The organism is Curtobacterium sp. MCLR17_039 (assembly GCF_003234745.1).
In the GTDB taxonomy this organism is placed as follows: Bacteria; Actinomycetota; Actinomycetes; order Actinomycetales; family Microbacteriaceae; genus Curtobacterium; species Curtobacterium flaccumfaciens.
The window spans coordinates 17,420-35,943 of record NZ_QKTF01000013.1 but is presented as its reverse complement, the minus strand read 5'-3'; the positions used below and the strand labels follow the sequence as shown (position 1 = coordinate 35,943).

The 18,524-nt window shown below is 71.1% G+C and carries 16 protein-coding genes; 9 read left to right on the top strand and 7 right to left on the bottom strand.

Annotation, left to right across the window (positions count from 1 at the left end; all coding sequences use genetic code 11):
* Nucleotides 1-78 precede the first annotated feature (78 nt).
* Complete coding sequence (locus DEJ00_RS14275; RefSeq protein ID WP_111057803.1) at nucleotides 79-1,308, bottom strand: epoxide hydrolase family protein; 1,230 nt, start codon at nucleotides 1,306-1,308, stop codon at nucleotides 79-81.
* Between the two features lie 43 nt (nucleotides 1,309-1,351).
* Between DEJ00_RS14275 and DEJ00_RS14270 the strand changes: the two genes are divergently transcribed.
* A complete protein-coding gene (locus tag DEJ00_RS14270; protein WP_111057802.1) occupies nucleotides 1,352-1,951 on the top strand; it encodes a TetR/AcrR family transcriptional regulator in 600 nt (199 codons plus the stop codon).
* Nucleotides 1,952-2,256: 305 nt separating this feature from the next.
* On the opposite strand, the gene DEJ00_RS14265 is transcribed toward DEJ00_RS14270, so the two are convergent.
* From DEJ00_RS14265 to DEJ00_RS14255, 3 genes are read right to left on the bottom strand one after another with little or no spacing between them, the layout of a single operon-like run.
* Nucleotides 2,257-2,790, bottom strand: coding sequence for a hypothetical protein (locus DEJ00_RS14265; protein ID WP_146247982.1), 534 nt, complete (start codon nucleotides 2,788-2,790; stop codon nucleotides 2,257-2,259).
* Nucleotides 2,791-2,828: 38 nt separating this feature from the next.
* Nucleotides 2,829-5,327 carry a bifunctional lysylphosphatidylglycerol flippase/synthetase MprF gene (locus DEJ00_RS14260; protein ID WP_111057800.1) on the bottom strand — a complete coding sequence of 833 codons (2,499 nt, stop codon included), beginning with the start codon at nucleotides 5,325-5,327 and terminating at the stop codon, nucleotides 2,829-2,831.
* A gap of 5 nt (nucleotides 5,328-5,332) precedes the next feature.
* Entirely contained in the window at nucleotides 5,333-6,664 is a 1,332-nt protein-coding gene (locus DEJ00_RS14255) for an esterase family protein (RefSeq protein WP_111057799.1), read from the bottom strand.
* A 183-nt stretch (nucleotides 6,665-6,847) separates the two neighbouring features.
* Here DEJ00_RS14255 and DEJ00_RS14250 point away from each other — a divergent pair, with 183 nt between their 5' ends.
* The gene (locus DEJ00_RS14250; RefSeq protein WP_258373696.1) at nucleotides 6,848-7,540 is read left to right on the top strand and encodes a CoA pyrophosphatase; all 693 of its coding nucleotides are present in this window, start codon (nucleotides 6,848-6,850) and stop codon (nucleotides 7,538-7,540) included.
* On the opposite strand, the gene DEJ00_RS14245 is transcribed toward DEJ00_RS14250, so the two are convergent.
* Nucleotides 7,452-8,681: an ROK family protein gene (locus DEJ00_RS14245; protein WP_111057798.1), complete on the bottom strand. Its 1,230-nt coding sequence runs from the start codon at nucleotides 8,679-8,681 to the stop codon at nucleotides 7,452-7,454. The genes DEJ00_RS14250 and DEJ00_RS14245 overlap by 89 nt on opposite strands.
* 132 nt (nucleotides 8,682-8,813) lie before the next feature.
* Here DEJ00_RS14245 and DEJ00_RS14240 point away from each other — a divergent pair, with 132 nt between their 5' ends.
* The 6 genes from DEJ00_RS14240 to DEJ00_RS14215 all read left to right on the top strand — a co-directional run bounded on the left by DEJ00_RS14240 (nucleotide 8,814) and on the right by DEJ00_RS14215 (nucleotide 16,152).
* Complete coding sequence (locus DEJ00_RS14240; protein ID WP_111057797.1) at nucleotides 8,814-10,112, top strand: ABC transporter substrate-binding protein; 1,299 nt, start codon at nucleotides 8,814-8,816, stop codon at nucleotides 10,110-10,112.
* 12 nt (nucleotides 10,113-10,124) lie between these two features.
* The gene (locus tag DEJ00_RS14235; protein ID WP_111057796.1) at nucleotides 10,125-11,081 is read left to right on the top strand and encodes a carbohydrate ABC transporter permease; all 957 of its coding nucleotides are present in this window, start codon (nucleotides 10,125-10,127) and stop codon (nucleotides 11,079-11,081) included.
* Nucleotides 11,081-11,995, top strand: a complete 915-nt coding sequence (locus DEJ00_RS14230; protein WP_027466185.1) for a carbohydrate ABC transporter permease — start codon at nucleotides 11,081-11,083, stop codon at nucleotides 11,993-11,995. The genes DEJ00_RS14235 and DEJ00_RS14230 overlap by 1 nt, the downstream gene beginning before the upstream one ends.
* A gap of 101 nt (nucleotides 11,996-12,096) precedes the next feature.
* Nucleotides 12,097-13,755 carry a glycoside hydrolase family 13 protein gene (locus tag DEJ00_RS14225; RefSeq protein ID WP_111057844.1) on the top strand — a complete coding sequence of 553 codons (1,659 nt, stop codon included), beginning with the start codon at nucleotides 12,097-12,099 and terminating at the stop codon, nucleotides 13,753-13,755.
* Between the two features lie 244 nt (nucleotides 13,756-13,999).
* Entirely contained in the window at nucleotides 14,000-14,935 is a 936-nt protein-coding gene (locus DEJ00_RS14220; protein WP_111057795.1) for an ABC transporter ATP-binding protein, read from the top strand.
* Nucleotides 14,932-16,152 (top strand): ABC transporter permease, encoded by a 1,221-nt coding sequence (locus DEJ00_RS14215; protein WP_111029939.1) that lies wholly within the window; start codon nucleotides 14,932-14,934, stop codon nucleotides 16,150-16,152. Before DEJ00_RS14220 ends, DEJ00_RS14215 begins: the two co-directional genes overlap by 4 nt.
* Nucleotides 16,153-16,177: 25 nt before the next feature.
* Here DEJ00_RS14215 and DEJ00_RS14210 read toward each other — a convergent pair whose 3' ends face one another.
* The gene (locus DEJ00_RS14210) at nucleotides 16,178-16,810 is read right to left on the bottom strand and encodes a hypothetical protein (RefSeq protein WP_111057794.1); all 633 of its coding nucleotides are present in this window, start codon (nucleotides 16,808-16,810) and stop codon (nucleotides 16,178-16,180) included.
* Nucleotides 16,811-16,900: 90 nt separating this feature from the next.
* Entirely contained in the window at nucleotides 16,901-17,566 is a 666-nt protein-coding gene (gene pnuC / locus DEJ00_RS14205; protein ID WP_071404263.1) for a nicotinamide riboside transporter PnuC, read from the bottom strand.
* A 393-nt stretch (nucleotides 17,567-17,959) separates the two neighbouring features.
* Here pnuC and DEJ00_RS14200 point away from each other — a divergent pair, with 393 nt between their 5' ends.
* The gene (locus tag DEJ00_RS14200) at nucleotides 17,960-18,514 is read left to right on the top strand and encodes an alternate-type signal peptide domain-containing protein (protein WP_071404262.1); all 555 of its coding nucleotides are present in this window, start codon (nucleotides 17,960-17,962) and stop codon (nucleotides 18,512-18,514) included.
* Nucleotides 18,515-18,524: the final 10 nt, after the last annotated feature.

Below are 18,524 nucleotides of genomic sequence, written 5' to 3'. Positions count from 1 at the left end.
GCAGCGCTCGCGCTGCAGTGCTGCAGCACTGCAGCACTGCAGCACTGCAGCACTGCAGCACTGCAGCACTGCTGAGCGTCACGGCCCGGTCGGTCCGGCTGCACGGAGCGACTGCAGGCCGACGCGGATCTCGTCCACCAGCCGATCGGGTTGTTCGAGTGCGGCGAAGTGACCGCCCCGGTCGGCGACCGCGGAGTGGACGAGCGAGGAGTACTTGTCCGTGATCCAGCTCTGCGGCAGCAGTGGGATGTCCGCAGGGAAGACGGTGACGGCGACCGGGAGGGTCAGTTCAGGACCCGCCATCGTCGCCGAACGGTTCTCCCAGTAGATCCGGGCAGCGGACGCCGCACTGTTCGTGAACCAGGAGAGCGAGATGGTGTCGAGGATGGAGTCGAGAGGGATGGCATCCTCGGCGAGGCCGCAGTTGTCGGTCTTGGATTGGTACTTTTCGTAGATCCACGCCGCCTGACCGACAGGGGAGTCGGCGAGTGCGAATCCCGGTGTCTGCGGCTTGGTGGCTTGGAGGTGGTTCGATCCGCCCAGCACGCCGCTGTACTGGGCGAGGGTGTCCACAGCATGCTGCTCCTCCGGCGACAGCGACGCGGGGATGTGCTCGGGGAAGGCGTACGGAGTGTTGAGGTGGATGCCGAGCAACCCCTCGGCGTGGGACGCCGCAAGGGCCGTCGTCACCGCCGAGCCCCAGTCACCGCCGTGCGCCACCCAGCGGGTGTACCCGAGGCGGTGCATCAGTTCCGCCCACGCCGCTGCGATCCGCCGGACATCCCAGCCGGTGCCGGTAGGTTTGCCGGAGAACCCGGAGCCGGGCAGCGATGGGATCACGACGTCGAACGCGTCTTGGGCACGGCCGCCGTGCGCGACCGGGTCGGTGAGGGTGTCGATCATCGGCAGGAAGTCGAGGACCGAGCCCGGCCAGCCGTGCGTCAGGATCAGCGGGAGCGCCTCGGGGTGCGGGGACCGGACGTGGAGGAAGTGGACGTCGAGACCGTCGATCTCCGTCAGGAACTGCGGGCGGCGGTTGAGGTCGGCCTCGACCCGGCGCCAGTCGTAGCGGTGGAGCCAATGGTCGACCAGGGACCGGGCATGCTCGGTGCGAACACCCTGGGACCAATCCGTCACCGTTTCAGGATCGGGCCAGCGGGTCCGGCCGAGACGGTCCCGGAGGTCACGGATGTCCTCATCCGGAACGGCGGCAGTGAACGGGCGGAGGGGCGCTGGAGCGGCGTGCGGTCGATCGGTCACGATGTTCCTCCTGACAATGTTCCGATGCACAGTAGTGTGCAACGACATGTGGACCGTACTCCATTGCACAACCATGTGCAATGATCGGAACATGGCGACGGAGACTGCTCGGACCCGGGCGACGGAGGCGACTCGTGCCCGCATCCTCGACGTGGCCCGGGAACTCCTCGGGCGACGGCCGGAGGCGAGCATGGGCGACATCGCCGCAGCAGTCGGCGTGGTCCGCCGGACCGTCTACGGGCACTTCCCGGCCCGGGACGACTTGGTACGGACACTCGCCGAAGCGGCGGTCGACGAGATGACGACCGTGCTCGAACGCGTCGATCAACCCGGGACGCCAGCTGACGAGGTGTGGGCGCGGTTCCTCGTCGAGTTGTGGCCACTCGCACACCGGTACCGGGTGCTGCTCGCGCTGCGTCGGGGCGAGTACGGGGAGGACATCCACGCGGTGCTGCGGTCGGTCGACGCGGCGCTCGCGACCCTGGTCCGACGGGGGCAGGACGACGGCGTGTTCGGGACACATCTGCCCCCGGAGGCGCTCGCACGGCTCAGCTCAGCGACGGTGTTCGCGATCGCCGACGATGGGAGCGACGATCCCTCCCTCGATGTCGAGGCCGCATCGATCACCAGCCTGTTCATGCTCGGCGTGGCAACGGAACGTGCGATGGAGCTTGCGCGCCGCACCTCGTAGCCGGGGAACGACTGCTGTTCACCGTCCCCGGGAGGTCCACCAGCCGGTACCGGCACACCGCGTCAGCGGGGTGACGGCCGAGTCTGGAGGTGGGCCCCACCAGCCGGTACCGGCGCACCGCGCCAGCGGGGTGACGGCCAAGCCGGGAGGCACGGTGCCAGCTGACACCGGGCCTCCAGTCCGCCGTGTGGTCGCGTCAGCGACGCGTCATCCTTCCCAGGGCCAGTACTTCTGGCAGGACTCGGGGCCGCCCTTCGTCGAGCCGCAGACCTCGACCGGGCCGCCGGGTGCTTGACGACCGAGGTTCAGGCGTCGCTGCGCTCCCGACGACGCACCCGAAGGGTGCCGATCCCCTGCACGATGCAGACGACACCGCTCGCGACGACGATGACCCCGGTCACGATCCGGCCGATGGAGACCCCACCGAACAGCAGCGGGGCGACCGCGACAGCGATGAAGACAGCGCCCATCACGATGACGACGACCGGGTTCTGAGCGATGAAGAACCGGCGCCCACCGTTCGCTTCGGCGATCGCGCGGTCTCGAGCACGAGGGACGGCGTCGGGCGACCGACCTGCACGGCGGTCTGCACGCCGTCGCCGGCTGCGCAGGACCAACCAGACCGCGGCGCCGATGACGACGGCCGCTCCGATCGCGAGCCATTCGACGATGTGGAAGGACCCGAAGACGATCACCAGGACGAACCCGACCGCGATGCCCACGAACATGTCCGTGGTCATCCGGTCGGTCCGGCCGTCGCCACTCGTGACGTACCCGGGTCGGCGTTCGTACGGATCGTGCTCGTCCACGGCCGGTCCGTCAGCCCGTTCGGTTCCCATGCTCCGAACGTACCGACGGCGGTCGGAACCCGTCCGGGTCAGCCCACTCGTTCCGCCGGCGGCTCGGCCCGGACTCCGCGTGCCGGACGCCGCTCCCGCACGATCGCCACCGCCTGGCGCAGCGACAACCCCGGCAGGTAGGTACGGACGATCGCGACGCCGATGGTGGGCAGCGCCACCGGGTCCGGGTACGCCATCACCAGGGGGTGCAGGTCGGGCCCGAACTTCGCCTTGAAGCGCAGCAGGGAACGGAACCCGTAGACGGGCTCGAGCGCACCGCCGACGACGTCGAGGACCGATTCGACGCCGCTCCGGCCGGAGCCCTGCGGTTCCGCCGAGGACGCGAGCGGTGCGGCGGACAGGCTGAGCCGTTCGGCACCGTCGGCGCGCATCCGGTCGACCGCACTCGCGACCAGGAACTCCATCACACCGTTCGGGGCGTCCGGCGCACGGCGCATCACGTCGAGCGTCCACCCGACCACCTGGCCGGCACGGTACGCGGGGAGCCAGCTGGTGACGGCGAGGACGGTGCCGTCCTCGCTCAGGGCGACGAGCGTCCGGACGGCGGGGTCGCGCATCTCGTCGATGCCGCCGAGGGTGAACCCCATCTCCGGCAGTTCGCGCTCGGCGACCCACTCCTCCGAGATCGCCTCGATCTGGCGGGTGACCGATCCGGGCAGCGAGGCCCAGTCCGACCAGAGCGCGGTGGTGCCGGACCGTGCGGCCTTGTTCACGGCCGTGCGGACGTCCTGCTTGCGCTTGCCCGTCGTGGTCCAGGTGCGCGGGTCGAGGTCGGCGTCCTCGGCCACGGGGAGCGTCGTCCAACCGAGTCGTGCGAGTGCAGCACCGAGGGTGGCGTCGATGCCGTAGAAGACGGGCGTCCAGCCGTGGTCGTCCGCGGCCCGTGCGAAGCCCTCGAGTGCCGCGAGCCGCGCGTCCTCGTGTCCGAAGGGGCCGCCGGTCGTCACGGCCACGCTCCCGGTGCGGTGGTAGGCGACCCCGGCTCGGCCGTCCTCGGTGAACCAGTACTCGTTGCCGGGCCAGGTCGTCATCCACCCGAAGGTGTCGCCGCCGCCGGCGACCAGGAGCGCCCGAGCAGCCGCCCGCGCGGCGTCCTGCCCGTCGAGGTCACTGTCCGAGCGTCCGGCACCGGTCGGCCGGACCGCGGCGATCGCCACCGCGAGCCACAGGAGCGGGCCCGAGATGCCGACGACGAACCGCAGCGCCGGCTCGGCTTGTGCGAGGTGCGTGGGCAGGGTCACGGGGGCGATCGGACCGAGCACGGCGAGCGCCAGGTGGAGGGGCTCCCGCACGCTGTCGCCCGAAGCCACGGCGACGCCGACGACGACGACCGCGAGCACCAGGGCCGCGCCCGCGACCGTGACGGCGAAGGTCAGCAGTCGTCGCCGGTCGGTCCGGACCGGGAAGTCCGCGCGGCGCAGGACGAGCACCACGGCGGTGGCGATCGGCACCAGCACCGACGCGACGAGCGAGAGCGAGACCTCGAGGTGGTCAGACGCCAGACGCTGCACGACGGCGTGGTGCCGCTCGGGCAGCACCCCGTACGAGACGGCGGTCGCGAGGCCGGTGACCAGGTCGACGGTCACGACGAGCCACAGCGCGAACCGACTGCCACGCCGGAGGCCCACCGCACCGACCGCCAGGACCACGAGCGGCATCACGGCCAGCAGCGACTGGAACAGGCCGTGCGGGTGCACCGCGGCGAGCGCTCGGACGCAGCTGGCGGTCACCCCGGTCACCGAGCAGTGCGGCATCCGTCCGGTAGGCCCGGTGTCGAGCACCACGGCGAGCGGGGCGAGCAGCCCGAGTTGAGCACCGGTGACGAGCGCGAGGACGGGGCCGACCGCCGACACGGTGACCGCGGCCACCAGCAGCACGCGGGTCTCGCGTGAGGAGCTCCGGGTCCAGCCGCTCCGTACCGGTGACCGTCGCAGCACGCGGCCGAGCACCAGGCCGACGACCAGGGCGAGCGCCGCGTGCAGGTCGGACGCGTGTCCGGCGTAGAGCAGCAGCGCGGCGACGACGGCGATCGACACGACCCGGATCCGGCGTCGCCACAGGGCGCCGGCGAACGCGCTCGCGGTGACGATGGTCCCGACGATCCAGGTCCAGGGGCCGACGTGTCCCAGGTGCACGAGGAAGCCGGGGTTGGCCGGGGCTCCGTCGAACAGCTGGAGCACGGCACCGAGGCCGGTCCCCACGACGGTCGTGACGACCATCGCGAGCAGGGTGCGCCGCCAGCCGAGCAGCCGTTCGGACGCGCCGGTGCACACCACGACGGCGACGAAGGTGACGAGGAACCCGACGACGCTGGACGTCACCGCGACCACGCCGAGCGGACCCATCGTCCCGCCCAGGGTGTCGGGCGTCCGTCCGTCGAGCGCGCCGACGCAGCGGAGCACCACGGCGGCGATGCCGACGACGATCGTCAGGCCCGAGACGACACTCGTCAGCGGGTACCGACGGACCACCGGCACGAGTCGCCCCGGGGTCGCCCACGCGAGGGCCGCGGCCACCGCGCTCACCGGAGGCCCATGTGCGCGATCACGCCGGGCATCCCCACGCGCAGGGCGTAGCGCACGGTGTTCCAGTCGTGGGCGGAGCCCTCGGACACCAACAGTCGGGTCTGCATCCCCGCGGCGTCCGCAGCTGCGCGGAGCGCCGTGGTCGAGGCGACGTAGGGGTCGTCCTCGCTGCCGTAGGCGAAGACGGTCAGGTGCCCCGGGTACGGCCCGTGCGCCCGCATGATCGCCCGCGGTGCCGCTGCGGCGTAGCGGCTGGCGGAGCCGCCGAACCCCACCTGGATGCTGTGCTGGACGGAGCCGTTCAGGGGTGCGAGCTCGCTCGAGATCGCGAAGGTCGTGCCGAACACGTCGGGGTGCGCGGTGGAGAACTGCATGGCGCACGTCGCGCCCTGCGAGAACCCGACGATGCCCCAGGCCGAGGGCGCTGCCCCGACGCGCAGGTGCTGCCGGATCCAGTTCGTGGTGTCGGTCATGATGTACGTCGCGGAACGGCCGAGGGGCGAGTCGACGCACATCGGGTTCCGGCCCGGTGCCCCGAGTTGGTCCGGCGCGACGACGATCGGGGCCAGTCCGTGGTGGGCCTCGGCGAACGCGTCCATCACCGCCCCGAGCCGACCGGCCTGGAACATGTCGCTCGGCTGGCCGGGTTGTCCGGCCAGGCTGATCAGGACCGGCAGGGTCGGTGGTCGCTCGGTCAGGGCAGCGGGCGGCAGGTAGACGTCCGCCGGCCGCCCGTGGAAGTGGGAGACGGTCGACGGGATGGCGACGGAGAGCACCTTCCCGTGTCGCGGCATGTCGGCGGGCGCCCGCCAGGTGGCCGGGTCGACCACCGGACTGGAGGCGCGCCCCACCCCCGTCTCGTGTCCCAGCGGACCGGACGGGTACGGATCGGTCGTGACGGCCTGCTCGATCGTGCGGTACGCCCCGAAGTCGACGTTGACGCCGAGGACGGCGGCCAGGGCCACCGCCACCGCCGCCAGCACGCCGAGCACGCGGCGGACCCAGCCGCCCTGCACGACCGTCACGACGAGCAGGCCGACGGCGCCGAAGGCCAGGGCCACCCACATCCGGGTGACCGGGGTGAACGACACCCCGTACAGGTCCTGGACGTCCCCGAACCACCACACCGCGACCAGGCCGATCACGGCACCGACCGCCACGCCGCCGAGCCGCCAGACCAGCCCGCGGACCGGGTGCCGGGAGCGACGACCGAACGCCGGCAGCAGCGCGGCGACGGCGAGGAGCCCCGCGGCGACGTCCACCGGGACGAGCACGGACGGTGCGACGACGGCGACGTGGAACAGGGGTCGGAGCAGATCGTGGAACATGGGGCCTCCCGGCGGACGGTGCAATCGTGGCGTCGGTCCGCTGCGAACGGGGCACCGAGGCGCTTCCGGTTCGCACAGTTCCCACCTGTGCGGCTCCCAGGCAGCGCTCGAGCAACCCCCAGCGAACCGTCCGGAGCGACGGGCCCGCCGGACCTCTCGGTGGCGCACACCTAGGGTGAACGGGTGACGCACGACGGATCGGTACGGGCTGCACTCGCGGCGGTCGCAGCGGACGGCTGGGGTGACGGCGGGCCGCTCGTCGAACCCGGCAGCACGGCCTCGCCACGTCGGGCCGCGGTCCTGATGCTCTTCGGCGCGCTCGACCACACGCCGAGCGACCGACCGGCAGCAGCACCCGGGCTCCCGCGCGACCTCGACGTCCTGCTCCTCGCCCGGGCCACGACCCTGCGCGCGCACGCGGGTGAGGTCGCGTTCCCCGGCGGACGCATCGACCCCGGTGACGCGGACGCCGTCGCCGCCGCACTCCGCGAGGCACAGGAGGAGACGGGGCTCGACCCCGCCGGCGTCGAGGTGCTCGGCACACTGCCGGCCGTGCCCCTGGCGTTCTCGAACCACCTGGTCCGGCCCGTCATCGGCTGGTGGCGCGACCCCTCACCGATCCGCGTCGTCGACGAGCACGAGTCGGCGGCGGTGTTCCGGGTCCCCGTGGCCGACCTGCTCGACCCGGCGAACCGCGGCGTGACCGTGATCCGCCGCAGTGGTCAGGAGTGGCGCGGACCGGCGTTCACGATCGAGGCCGACGGGGACGAGCACCTGGTGTGGGGCTTCACCGCGATGCTGCTGGATGCGCTGTTCGACCGACTCGGCTGGACGGAACCGTGGGACCGGAGCCTCGAGGTGCCGCTGCCCGACTGAGCACCGGGAACGACAGCGGGTCGGCCCGCACCGCGTCGACCGCGTGGGCCACGGCCCCGATGACGACGACGTCGGCCCCGAGCGACGACGCGACGAGTTCCGGCACCGGGTCGAAGTGCCCCTTCGCGAGCAGGTCGCGCGCACGGTCGATGACCGCGACCGCCGGCTGGGCGATCGCGCCGGCGACCACGACGCGGTCGATGTCGAGCAGGCTCGCGAGCAGGATGCAGACCCGGGCCAAGCGGTCACCCAGGCGGTCGACGATGGTGCGCGCGACCGGATCACCGCTCCGCGCGGCCGCGAACACCAGGGCGGCGTCGGCGGCGAGCGCGGCGTCCGCGGGGATCTGCCCGGCGGCGACGGCGTCGGCCACGAAGGTGCGGGCGACGGCGCCGATGCCGTCGGACGAGCCGACACCCTCGACGAGTTCGAGCACCCGCATCTCCCCGGCACCGCCGTGGGCACCGCGCAGCAGGACCCCGTCGACGACGAGGCCCGCGCCGAAGCGTTCGCCGGACAGCAGCGCCGCGAACGAGGCGTCACCCGAGGACGGCCGCTCGGCGAGCGCGGCGAGGTTCGCGTCGTTCTCGACGAGCACCCGCCCGTCCGGCACGGCGTCGGCGAACCCCGGGTTCATCCGGACCCAGAAGCCGCCGTCGTCGGGCGAGGCCCCGGCGGCGTCGACCGGCGCCGGGATGCCCACGACGGTGACCAGGACCCGGGTGCGGTCGACGTCGGCCGAGGCGAGGGCGGCGGCCACGGTGTCGGCGAGGACCCCGAGTCGCACGGGCACGTCGAGGCCCGATGCACCCAGCGACCCCTCGGCACGACCGAGCACCGTGCCGCGCAGGTCGGCGACGAAGGCCGTGACCCGGTGCTGGCCGGCGTCCACACCGACGACGACCCCGGCGACCGTGTCGAGCTCGTAGCGGCGAGCCGGGCGCCCCATCCGGTACTCCCCCGCGGCGCGGGCGTCGTCGAGCTCCCGGAGCCAGCCGAGCCGCACGAGCTCCTCGGCCGCCCCGAGCACGGTCGACCGGGTCAGGCCGGTGGCGTCGATCGCCTCGGTCGCGGTGAACGCCGACGAGTCGAAGGCGTACGCGAGCAGCGTCTCTGCGCTCGTTCCACGGGGTGGCGGCATGTCGTGACCCTATCGCGCGACGAGTTCCTTGCGGAATTAGATTTTCTCGCTACATTTAGTTCCGCGGGCAGCATCGGAGCCGCTCGCGGGACGGAACGGCAGGGACGCCGGGTCCGGACGGACGGAGACGACGTGCAAGCACACGCTACCGCCAGGAGCGCAGCATCGGTCAGCCGACGCGGGTTCCTGCTGGGAGCGGGCGGCATCGGAGCGGGCCTCGCGCTCGCCGGATGCGCCCCGATCGGGTCCTCGAGCGCCAAGCCGGAGACCATCACGTTCTACGTGTCGAAGCCCGAGGTCATCGGCTACTTCGACGACGTCATCGCGCAGTTCCACCAGAGCCAGTCGAAGGTCCGGGTCGTGCGCGACTCGACCTCGAGCATGTCCGCGAACTTCGTGCGGAACCGGCCGCCGGACCTCGGCTGCTGGAACTACAACTTCTCGGTCGTGCCGTTCGTCGAGCACGGCGCGCTGACCGACCTGTCCGACCTGCCGCAGGCCGACACCATCAACCCCGACCTGTGGCCGCTCATGGAGCAGACCGCCGACTACCCCGGCCGGAAGAGCGCCCTGCCGTACTCGGTGACGGCGGCGTCGGTGATCTACAACAAGGCCCTCTTCGCGCAGCAGGGGCTCGACGTCCCGTCGACGTGGAGCGAGTTCGCCGACGTGTGCGAACGCCTGACCAAGGCCGGCATCGCGCCGATCTACGGCACGTTCAAGGACAACTGGACGATCGCCCAGGGCATGTTCGACTACTCGATCGGCGGCATGATCGACACCCCGGCGACCTTCGAGGCACTCCGCCGCGAGGGCACGAACGTCGGCAAGGGATCCGCCGTCTCGTTCGAGCGCGACCTGCGGAAGCCGATGGAGCGCATGGTGCAGCTCCGCGCCTGGCACCAGGACGGCGCCGCGAGCCGCGGGTACGGCGACGGCAACCTCGCCTTCGCCCAGGGCAAGGCGGGCATGTACCTGCAGGGACCGTGGGCCCTCGGCGAGATCGCCAAGACCACGAAGGACATGGACCTCGGCACCTTCCCGCTGCCCGTCACCGACGACCCGGCCGACCGCAAGGTCCGCGTGAACGTCGACCTGGCGCTCTGGATCCCGGAGGCGTCCCGCAAGCAGGAGGCCGCCCGCGAGTTCCTGTCGTTCCTGATGACCAAGCGGGTCAACGACAGGTACAACGCGGACAACAACGGTTTCGGGGTCCGCAAGGACGCTCCCCCGGCGTCGAACCCCGCCCTCCGCGGCATGCAGTCGTACTACGACGACGCAGCCTTCTACCTCGGCGCCTCGCAGCTCATCCCCGCCGAGATCCCGGTCGCGAACTACGCGCAGTCGATCGCCTTCGGCGGCGACCCGCAGCGCCAGCTCCGCACCCTCGATGCCGACTGGGCGCGTCTCGCGCTCCGCACGGCCGCGTAAGGAGACGTCCGAATGGCAACCACGACCACCGAATCCATCACGACGGCGGACCGCCGCCGCCGTGGCGGAGCCGCCACGGGCCTCCAGGCCGGACGACGGGACGGACGACGCAAGCCCCGCGTCGACCCGCTCTTCCTGGCGTTCCTGCTGCCCACCCTGGTGCTCTTCACGCTCGCCATCACGCTGCCGGCGGTGATGGGCATCGTGCTGAGCTTCACGAACTCCGTCGGCTTCGGCGAGTTCCGCTTCACCGGGCTCACCAACTACATCGCGGTGTTCTCCGACCCCGCGATCCTGCAGGCGTACCTGTTCACGCTCGGGTTCTCGCTCGTCACCGTGATCGTCGTGAACGCGATCGCGTTCCTGCTCGCCATCGCGCTGACGTCGAAGATCCGCGGCAAGATCGCGCTGCGTGCGGTGTTCGTGCTGCCGATGGTGATCTCGGGGATCGTCATCGCCTACGTGTTCTCGTTCCTGTTCGCGAACAGCCTGCCGGCCTTCGCCACCGCGATCGGCTTCGGGCCGCTCGAGCAGAGCATCCTGGCGAACCCCGACCTGGCCTGGCTGGCGATCGTGGTCGTCACCGCCTGGCAGGCGATCCCGTCGACGCTCCTCATCTACATCGCCGGCGTCCTCTCGATCCCCGGCGAGGTGTACGAGGCAGCCGCCCTCGACGGTGCCAGCGCCTGGCGGCAGCTCGTCTCGATCACCGCCCCGCTGACCGCGGGCTACATCCTGATCAACCTGGTCATCGGGTTCAAGAACTTCCTGAACTCGTACGACATCATCGTCGGACTGACCGACGGCGGCCCCGGCACCTCGACCACCAGTGTCGCGATGTCGATCTTCAAGGGCTTCAACGGCGGCGACTACGCCTACCAGATGGCGAACGCCACGATCTTCTTCGTCATCGCGGTCGTCATCGCCGTGATCCAGCTGCGGGCGACCCGCGGGAAGGCAGCGCTCTGATGTCCCTGCAAGCACCCCTGCGACCGGGGACCACCGCGACCGGCAGCATCCGTTCCGTCGACGCCGACCGGTCCTCCGGCTCGGGCAAGGCCGGCCGAGGTCGTTCGAACTGGCCCGTCACCGTCGTCCTCGTGCTCTGCGCGCTGTCGGTGCTCGTGCCGCTGTACGTCACCCTGACGATGGCGTTCAAGACCACCGGGCAGGCCGTCGACGGCAACGCGTTCTCGCTGCCGGCACCGTTCAGCGTCGACGGCTTCGTGCAGGCGTGGCAGCTGACGGACTTCCCGCGGGCCTTCGCGGTCTCGGTGTTCGTCGCCGCGATCACCGTCGTCGGCACGATCCTGCTCGCCTCGTTCACGGCCTACGCGATCGCCCGGAACTGGGACCGACGACTGTTCCGCTGGTCGTTCTTCTACCTGCTCGCGGCGATGTTCCTGCCGTTCCCCGTGCTCGCGCTGTCGCAGGTGAAGCTCACCGGGCTCGCGCACCTGGACAACCCGCTCGGCGTCGCGATCCTGCACGTCATGTTCCAGCTCTCCTTCAGCGTGCTGCTCTTCACGGCCTTCCTGCGGTCGATCCCGGCGGAGCTGGAGGAGAGTGCTCGAATCGACGGCGCGAGCACGGGGCAGGTGTTCTGGCGACTCGTGTTCCCGCTGCTGGCACCGATGAGCGCCACCGTCGGCATCTTCGCGTTCCTCGCGTCCTGGAACGACTTCGTGATGCCGTCGCTGATCACCTCCGACCCGGCGCTGCAGACCCTGCCGGTGCTGCAGCAGATGTTCCAGACGCAGTTCAGCAACAACTACAACGTGTCGTTCGCCTCGTACCTGATGGCGATGGCCCCGGCGATCATCGTCTACCTCGTCACCCAGCGGTGGGTGATGGCCGGCGTGACCCAGGGCGCCATCAAGTGACCGACACCGCCGGTGCGGGGCCGACCGCGATCGCCGGTGCAGACCCGACCGGCACACACCCCTCGAACCCCTCGAACCCCTCGACCCACGAAAGGCCCGACGTGACCGACACCCTCGCCCAGCCCGCCACCACCTCGCACGACGAGACCTGGTGGCGCCAGGCCAGCGTCTACCAGATCTACCCCCGCTCGTTCGCCGACGCGAACGGCGACGGCATCGGCGACCTGCCCGGCATCACCGAGCGCGTGCCGTACCTGGCCTCGCTCGGCATCGAGGCCGTCTGGCTCAGCCCCTTCTACCCGTCCGCCCTGGCCGACGGCGGCTACGACGTCGACGACTACCGCGACGTCGACCCGCGCCTCGGCACCCTCGACGACTTCGACCGGATGGTCGACGCACTGCACGCCGCCGGCATGCGGGTGATCGTCGACGTCGTCCCGAACCACACGAGCGACCGACACGAGTGGTTCCGCGAGGCCCTCGCAGCGCCCAAGGGCTCCCCCGCCCGCGACCGCTACGTGTTCCGCGACGGCAGCGGACCGTCCGGCGAGGACGCCCCCGCCGACTGGATCTCGATCTTCGGCGGGCCGGCCTGGACCGCCGTCGGCGACGGCCAGTGGTACCTGCACAGCTTCGCGAAGGAGCAGCCCGACCTGAACTGGGCGAACCGCGAGGTCCGCGACGACTTCCTGCACACCCTGCGCTTCTGGTCCGACCGCGGCGTCGACGGGTTCCGCATCGACGTGGCCCACGGCCTGGCGAAGGACCTGGGCGAGACCCTGCCCACCTGGGCCGAGCTCGCCGAGATGCCGAAGGACGGCACGCACCCGCTCTGGGACCGCGACGACGTGCACGAGATCTACGCCGAGTGGCGGACGGTCTTCAACGAGTACACGCCGGCCCGCACCGCGGTCGCCGAGGCCTGGGTCCCCGCCCACCGCCGTGCCCGCTACGCCAGCGCCGAGGGACTCGGTCAGGCGTTCAACTTCGACCTGCTCGAGGCCGACTTCGACGCCGGACAGTTCCGCACGATCATCGAGTTCAACCTCGGGCTCGCCGAGCAGTCCGGCTCGTCGACCACGTGGGTGTTCTCGAACCACGACGTCGTCCGGCACGCCACCCGCTACGCCCTGCCGCCCCGCGCCGGTGGCACCGACAAGCAGGGCAGCGCGTGGCTGCTCGCCGGCGGCTCGCAGGACGCGCTCGACCGGTCGCTCGGCCTGCGCCGCGCACAGGCCGCCACGCTGCTCGAGCTCGCCCTGCCCGGCTCCGCCTACCTGTACCAGGGCGAGGAGCTCGGCCTGCACGAGGTCGGCGACATCCCGGACGCCGACCGCCAGGACCCGGCGTTCTTCCGCAACCCGGGCGTCGACGTCGGTCGTGACGGCTGCCGCGTGCCGATCCCGTGGACGCGCACCGGCTCGTCGTTCGGCTTCGGTCCGGACGGTTCGCACCTGCCGCAGCCGGCGTGGTTCGCCGACTCCAGCGTCGAAGCCGAGGACGCAGACCCCGACTCCACCCTGAACCTGTACCGGAAGGCGCTCGGCCTGCGTGGCCAGCTGCAGTCCGAGGAACAGCTCGAGTGGATCGAGACCGGCCGCGACGACGTGCTCGCGTTCCGTCGGCCGAACGGTTGGACCAGCGTGACGGTCTTCGGCGACGAGCCCTTCGCGCTGCCGGCCGGCGAGCTGCTGCTCGCCTCGGCCCCCGTGGTCGACGGTGCCCTGTCGGGCGTGGGGACGGCCTGGTTGCGTTCCTGACGCGACGCTCGCGCGGTGGGCGCGACCGGATGACGGACTGGAGGCGCGGTGCCAGCTGGCACCGCGCCTCCAGTCCGTCGTCCCCCGCGTCTGCCCGCGCCTGCCCGCGCTACCCGGCCTACCCGACGGAAACCGGCGTACCTGCCGGAACCGGGCGTACCGGGTCGGAAGTTCTGACCAGGTACGCCCGTTCCCGCATCCCATCGCGGCCGTTCTGGGAAGGAAGTCCCGGTAGGGTCACCGCATGAGCGGGGCGAGCATCAGCGTGCAGGACTTCGTGATGCGGTTCGGCGACCGCAACGTGGTCGACGGGCTGTCGTTCGACGTCGCCCCCGGTGAGACGTTCGGGCTGCTCGGCAGCAACGGCTCCGGCAAGACCACGACGATCCGGGCCCTGCTCGGCATCACCACCCCGACGGCGGGCACGCTGACGATCGACGGCCGCCCCTACCGACCGGCCACCGGCGGCATCGGCTACCTGCCCGAGGAGCGCGGGCTGTACCGCAAGGAGTCCGTCATCGACGTGATGACCTACTTCGGGCGCCTGCGCGGGCTCCGCGGAGCCGAGGCGACCGCGTGGAGCATGGACTACCTGGCCCGGTTGGGGCTCGCCGACCGCGCGAAGCTGCGCGTCGACAAGCTGTCCGGCGGGCAGCAGCAGAAGGTGCAGCTCGGCATCACGATCATGGACCGGCCGCGGCTGCTCATCCTCGACGAGCCGACCAAGGGGCTCGACCCGGTGAACCGGCGACTCCTGCTCGACCTGGTCGACGAACGGAAGGCCGACGGCGCGACCGTGGTCCTCGTGACGCACCACATGGACGAGGTCGAGCGGCTCTGCGACCGCATCCTGCTGCTCAAGGACGGGCGGGCCGCCGCGTACGGATCCGTGCCCGACGTGCAGGACGCCTTCGGTGGCGCCGTCGCCCGCGTGGGGCTCGACGGCCCCGTACCGAAGTCGTCGCTGTACCGGCTCGCCCGCTACGAGGGGCACGTCGCCTACCTCGTCCCGACCCAGGCCGCCGCTCCGGACGGTGCGGACGTCCTGGCGGAACTGGTCGCGGCCGGGGTGCACGTCACCGCGTTCGAGATGCGCCGGATCCCGCTCGACGAGATCTTCGTGCAGGTCTACGGGCACGACGCCCTCGCCGCTGCGTCGTCGGACGGGGCAGCGGCATGAGCAACCTCGGCACGGTCGTCCGGTTCGAGTTCGTCCGCGCGGTGAAGAAGCCCGCGTTCTGGATCGGCACGCTCGCGCTGCCGGTCGTCATCGTGGTCGTGTCGCTGCTCGTCGGCATCGGGCAGGCCGCCGGCACGAACTCCGTGGTGTCCGGGTCGTCCGCCACGAAGACCCCGTTCCACTACGTCGATGAGTCCGGCCTGGTGTCGGAGTCCGTGGCGGCGAAGTGGGGTGGGACGCCGTCCACCGATGCCGCCGCCGACCGTGCCGCCGTCCGGTCCGGTGACCTCGACGCCTTCATCGCGTTCCCGTCGTCGCCGTCCACGACGGCCATCCGGGTCGACGCCGCCGACCGGGGGCTCTTCGCCAACGGCGTGTACTCGTCGCTGGCCGAGCGGGTCCTCGAGCAGAGCGTCGCCGCCTCGGTCGACGACCCCGAGACCGTGCAGCTGCTCCGCAGTCCACCCGCCACCGACGTCACCACCTACGCCGACGGCCGGGTCGCGCCGGGCTGGTTGTCCGTCGTGCCGCCGTTCCTGTTCGTCGCGGCGTTCTTCGGGCTCGTCATCCTGCTCGCCGCCCGGATGGTCACCGTCGTGGTCGAGGAGAAGGAGAACCGGATCTCCGAGATGATCCTGACCACGGTGACCGCGGGCGACCTGATCCGCGGCAAGGTCATCGCCATGCTGCTCGTCGGCTTCGTGCAGGTCAGCGTGTTCGTCGTGCCCGGCCTGGTCGGGCTGCTCGTCGCCCTGCCCTTGGTGTCCTCGCAGCTCGGCGGGCTGACGGTCGACCCGTGGCGGATGGTGACCGGGGCGCTGCTGCTCGTCGGCGGGGTGCTGCTGGCGTCCGGGCTGTTCGTCGCCGTCGGGGCCGCCGTGCCGTCGATCAAGGACGCCTCGGCCCTGCAGTCGGCGGCGATCTTCGCGCTGATCATCCCCCTGTACGCGGCGTTCTTCGTGATGACGACGCCGACGTCGCCAGTTGCGCAGTTCTTCACGTACTTCCCGACCTTCACGCCGATCACCGCGATGGTGCGGAACGCCGTCGGGGCCCTGACCGTGACGGAGTCGGTGGTCTGCATCGTCGAGGTGTTCGTCGTCGCCGGGCTGCTGCTGTGGTTCGCGGAGTACCTGTTCCGGCACTCGGTCGCGCAGTACGGGTCGAAGGTGACGGTGCGGCAGATGCTGTCGTGGCGGCGGGGGCGTCGGGGCTGACCTCGTCGGTCGGCGCCGCACGGCGTCAGACGCGCACGGGTGCCTCGTCGAGGTCCCACGAGGGGACGGCATGCCGCTTCCATCCCTGGCGCAGGGTGTTCGCCGCGCGGTCGAACTCGACCAGGACGTCGATGTGCGGGCGGACCAGCATCTGGATCTGCAGCCCCTCGTAGACCGAGAGCAGCTGGGTCGCAGCCTGGTACGCGGGGATGCCGGCCTCTTCCGAGCCCTTGTCGAAGTCGCGCTGCAGCCCGACGGTCAGCTGCTCGGCGTACTCCTCGAACCGCTTGCGGAACAGTTCGGCGAACCCGGACTCCGAGCTGGCCACGGTGATCAGCCCCGCGAGCACCCGGACGAGCCCGGGGTCGGCGACGTCCTCGGCCAGGGTCAGACGGACGTGCTCGATCGTGCACGTGGGCGGGCTCTTCCGCCGGGTCCCCCGCAGCTGCGCCCACCGGTCGTAGGTGACCAGGAGCAGGGCGTGCCAGGTCGGGAACAGCCGCTCGACGGTCTCGAGCGGGATGCCGGCCACCTCGGCGACGACCGCCGCGTCCACGGTGTCGAACGGGTGCAGCCGGTAGGCGCGGATGGCCGCGCGCACCGTGCGCTCTGCGAGGGACTCGTCGTCCTCGACGCGTTCGCCGTGCAGGGGTTCCATCCGACCATTGCAGCGCATTCCGGGCCGTTTGTCTCGTCCCAGAGCGGGGGCCGTGCTCCCGGCCGCGTCAGCGCGGCGCGAGCACGGCGGTCAGCCGACGGTGACGGGCGCCGCCGGAGGCCGCACCCGCTGGCGCATCCACACGAAGAACCCGGTCAGCGTGAAGACGCCGTAGAAGACGTACATCAACCCGGAGGCGTAGTACCCGGCGGAGAACAGCAGCGGAACGCCGACCAGGTCGACCGCCACCCAGATGAGCCAGAACTCGACCCACCCCTTCGCCATGCCGTAGGTGGCGAGCAGCGATCCGACGAAGATCCACGCGTCGCTCCACACCGGCTCGTAGGACCCGAGCGCGCGGAAGACGGGGGTCAGCAGGGCGGTGCCGCCGACCATGCCGACGACGAGCAGCAGACGGGTCCGCCAGGAGGCCCAGCGCGGGTCGATCACGGTCGTCGCGTCCTCGGGGCGGTGCGTCCACCGGTACCAGCCGTAGATGCTCACGATGATGAACATGACCTGACGGCCGGCCTGCCCGAGCAGGTTGACGGGGTTCGGGGTGTCGAAGAGCGCCCCCATGAACACGGTGAAGAGCAGGGCGTTGCCGACCAGTCCGACCGGCCAGGCCCAGACCTTCCGGCGCATGCCCCCGAGGGCGCTGAGCAGCCCGAAGACGTTGCCGATCACCTCGCGCCAGAGCACGGTCTGGTCGCCGATGACGATCTGCGCGTCGAACAACCAGCGCACGATGTCCATGGGCCCTCCTCGTTTCCGGACGGTGCAACGACGCCGTGCGTACCGGCATTCCTTCTGTGATCGCTCTGCCCACGCGAAGCGCACACCCAGAAACCGGGGTACAAGTCATGTCCTCCCTAGCGGGGACAAAAATGACCCCTGTTCTGGGGTCCGGGTGAACGCTCGTTCTCGCTTGTCGGCACTTTGGGGGACAGGTAACGTCGACACCAGAGCGAGTCCAGCCCGCCCGAGCAGCAGCACATGCGCTCCGAGGCCCGGCGACCGCTCTCGGCACCGGTCAGCCGCGACCCCCTCCAACCACTGGGTCGATGACAACCTCCCCACCGGACACGACGCCCGAATGTCCCCGGTGGGCTTCAGCGTGCCCCGAGCACGCAGGAACGGATCCACCCCATGCACAAGATCGTCACCGGTGCCATCGCCGGCGCAGCAGGCGTCGCACTCCTCCTCGGCGGCGCGGGCACGTTCGCGCTCTGGAACGCCAGCGCCTCGAGCGCCGCGTCCGCCGTGAGCGCCGGCACCCTGACGCTGAGCGCCAACAACGACGGCGCCTGGACCGACATCACGAACGGTCGTTCCACCGCGATCGACCCGACGAAGGCCCTGATGGTCCCGGGCAACACGTTCCAGTTCACCCAGACGCTGAACATCGGCGCGACCGGCCAGGACCTCAAGGCGAACCTGACCTACGCCAACCAGAGCATCACCGGTGACGCCGCGCTGCTCGCCGCCACGACGAAGACGCTGGCCGTCACCTCGACGAGCGCCTCGGTGGTGCAGTCCTCGTCGAACACGAACACCTTCGTCGTCTCGCCGTCCTCGTCCACGTCGACCGTCAAGGTCGTCTTCACGGTGACGCTCCCCGCGTCGGCGACCACCGGTCAGGGCGGCTCGATCAACCTCAGCGCGCTGGCCTTCACGCTCACCCAGACCGCGATCGGTTCCTGATCCACCGATC

Bases quoted from the DNA above. Each gene is read 5' to 3' on its own strand.
- DEJ00_RS14275 (WP_111057803.1), bottom strand. From the start codon at position 1,308: ATGTCGTTGCACACTACTGTGCATCGGAACATTGTCAGGAGGAACATC.
- DEJ00_RS14270 (WP_111057802.1), top strand. From the start codon at position 1,352: ATGGCGACGGAGACTGCTCGGACCCGGGCGACGGAGGCGACTCGTGCC.
- DEJ00_RS14265 (WP_146247982.1), bottom strand. From the start codon at position 2,790: ATGGGAACCGAACGGGCTGACGGACCGGCCGTGGACGAGCACGATCCG.
- DEJ00_RS14255 (WP_111057799.1), bottom strand. From the start codon at position 6,664: ATGTTCCACGATCTGCTCCGACCCCTGTTCCACGTCGCCGTCGTCGCA.
- DEJ00_RS14245 (WP_111057798.1), bottom strand. From the start codon at position 8,681: ATGCCGCCACCCCGTGGAACGAGCGCAGAGACGCTGCTCGCGTACGCC.
- DEJ00_RS14235 (WP_111057796.1), top strand. From the start codon at position 10,125: ATGGCAACCACGACCACCGAATCCATCACGACGGCGGACCGCCGCCGC.
- DEJ00_RS14230 (WP_027466185.1), top strand. From the start codon at position 11,081: ATGTCCCTGCAAGCACCCCTGCGACCGGGGACCACCGCGACCGGCAGC.
- DEJ00_RS14220 (WP_111057795.1), top strand. From the start codon at position 14,000: ATGAGCGGGGCGAGCATCAGCGTGCAGGACTTCGTGATGCGGTTCGGC.
- DEJ00_RS14215 (WP_111029939.1), top strand. From the start codon at position 14,932: ATGAGCAACCTCGGCACGGTCGTCCGGTTCGAGTTCGTCCGCGCGGTG.
- DEJ00_RS14210 (WP_111057794.1), bottom strand. From the start codon at position 16,810: ATGGAACCCCTGCACGGCGAACGCGTCGAGGACGACGAGTCCCTCGCA.
- pnuC (WP_071404263.1), bottom strand. From the start codon at position 17,566: ATGGACATCGTGCGCTGGTTGTTCGACGCGCAGATCGTCATCGGCGAC.
- DEJ00_RS14200 (WP_071404262.1), top strand. From the start codon at position 17,960: ATGCACAAGATCGTCACCGGTGCCATCGCCGGCGCAGCAGGCGTCGCA.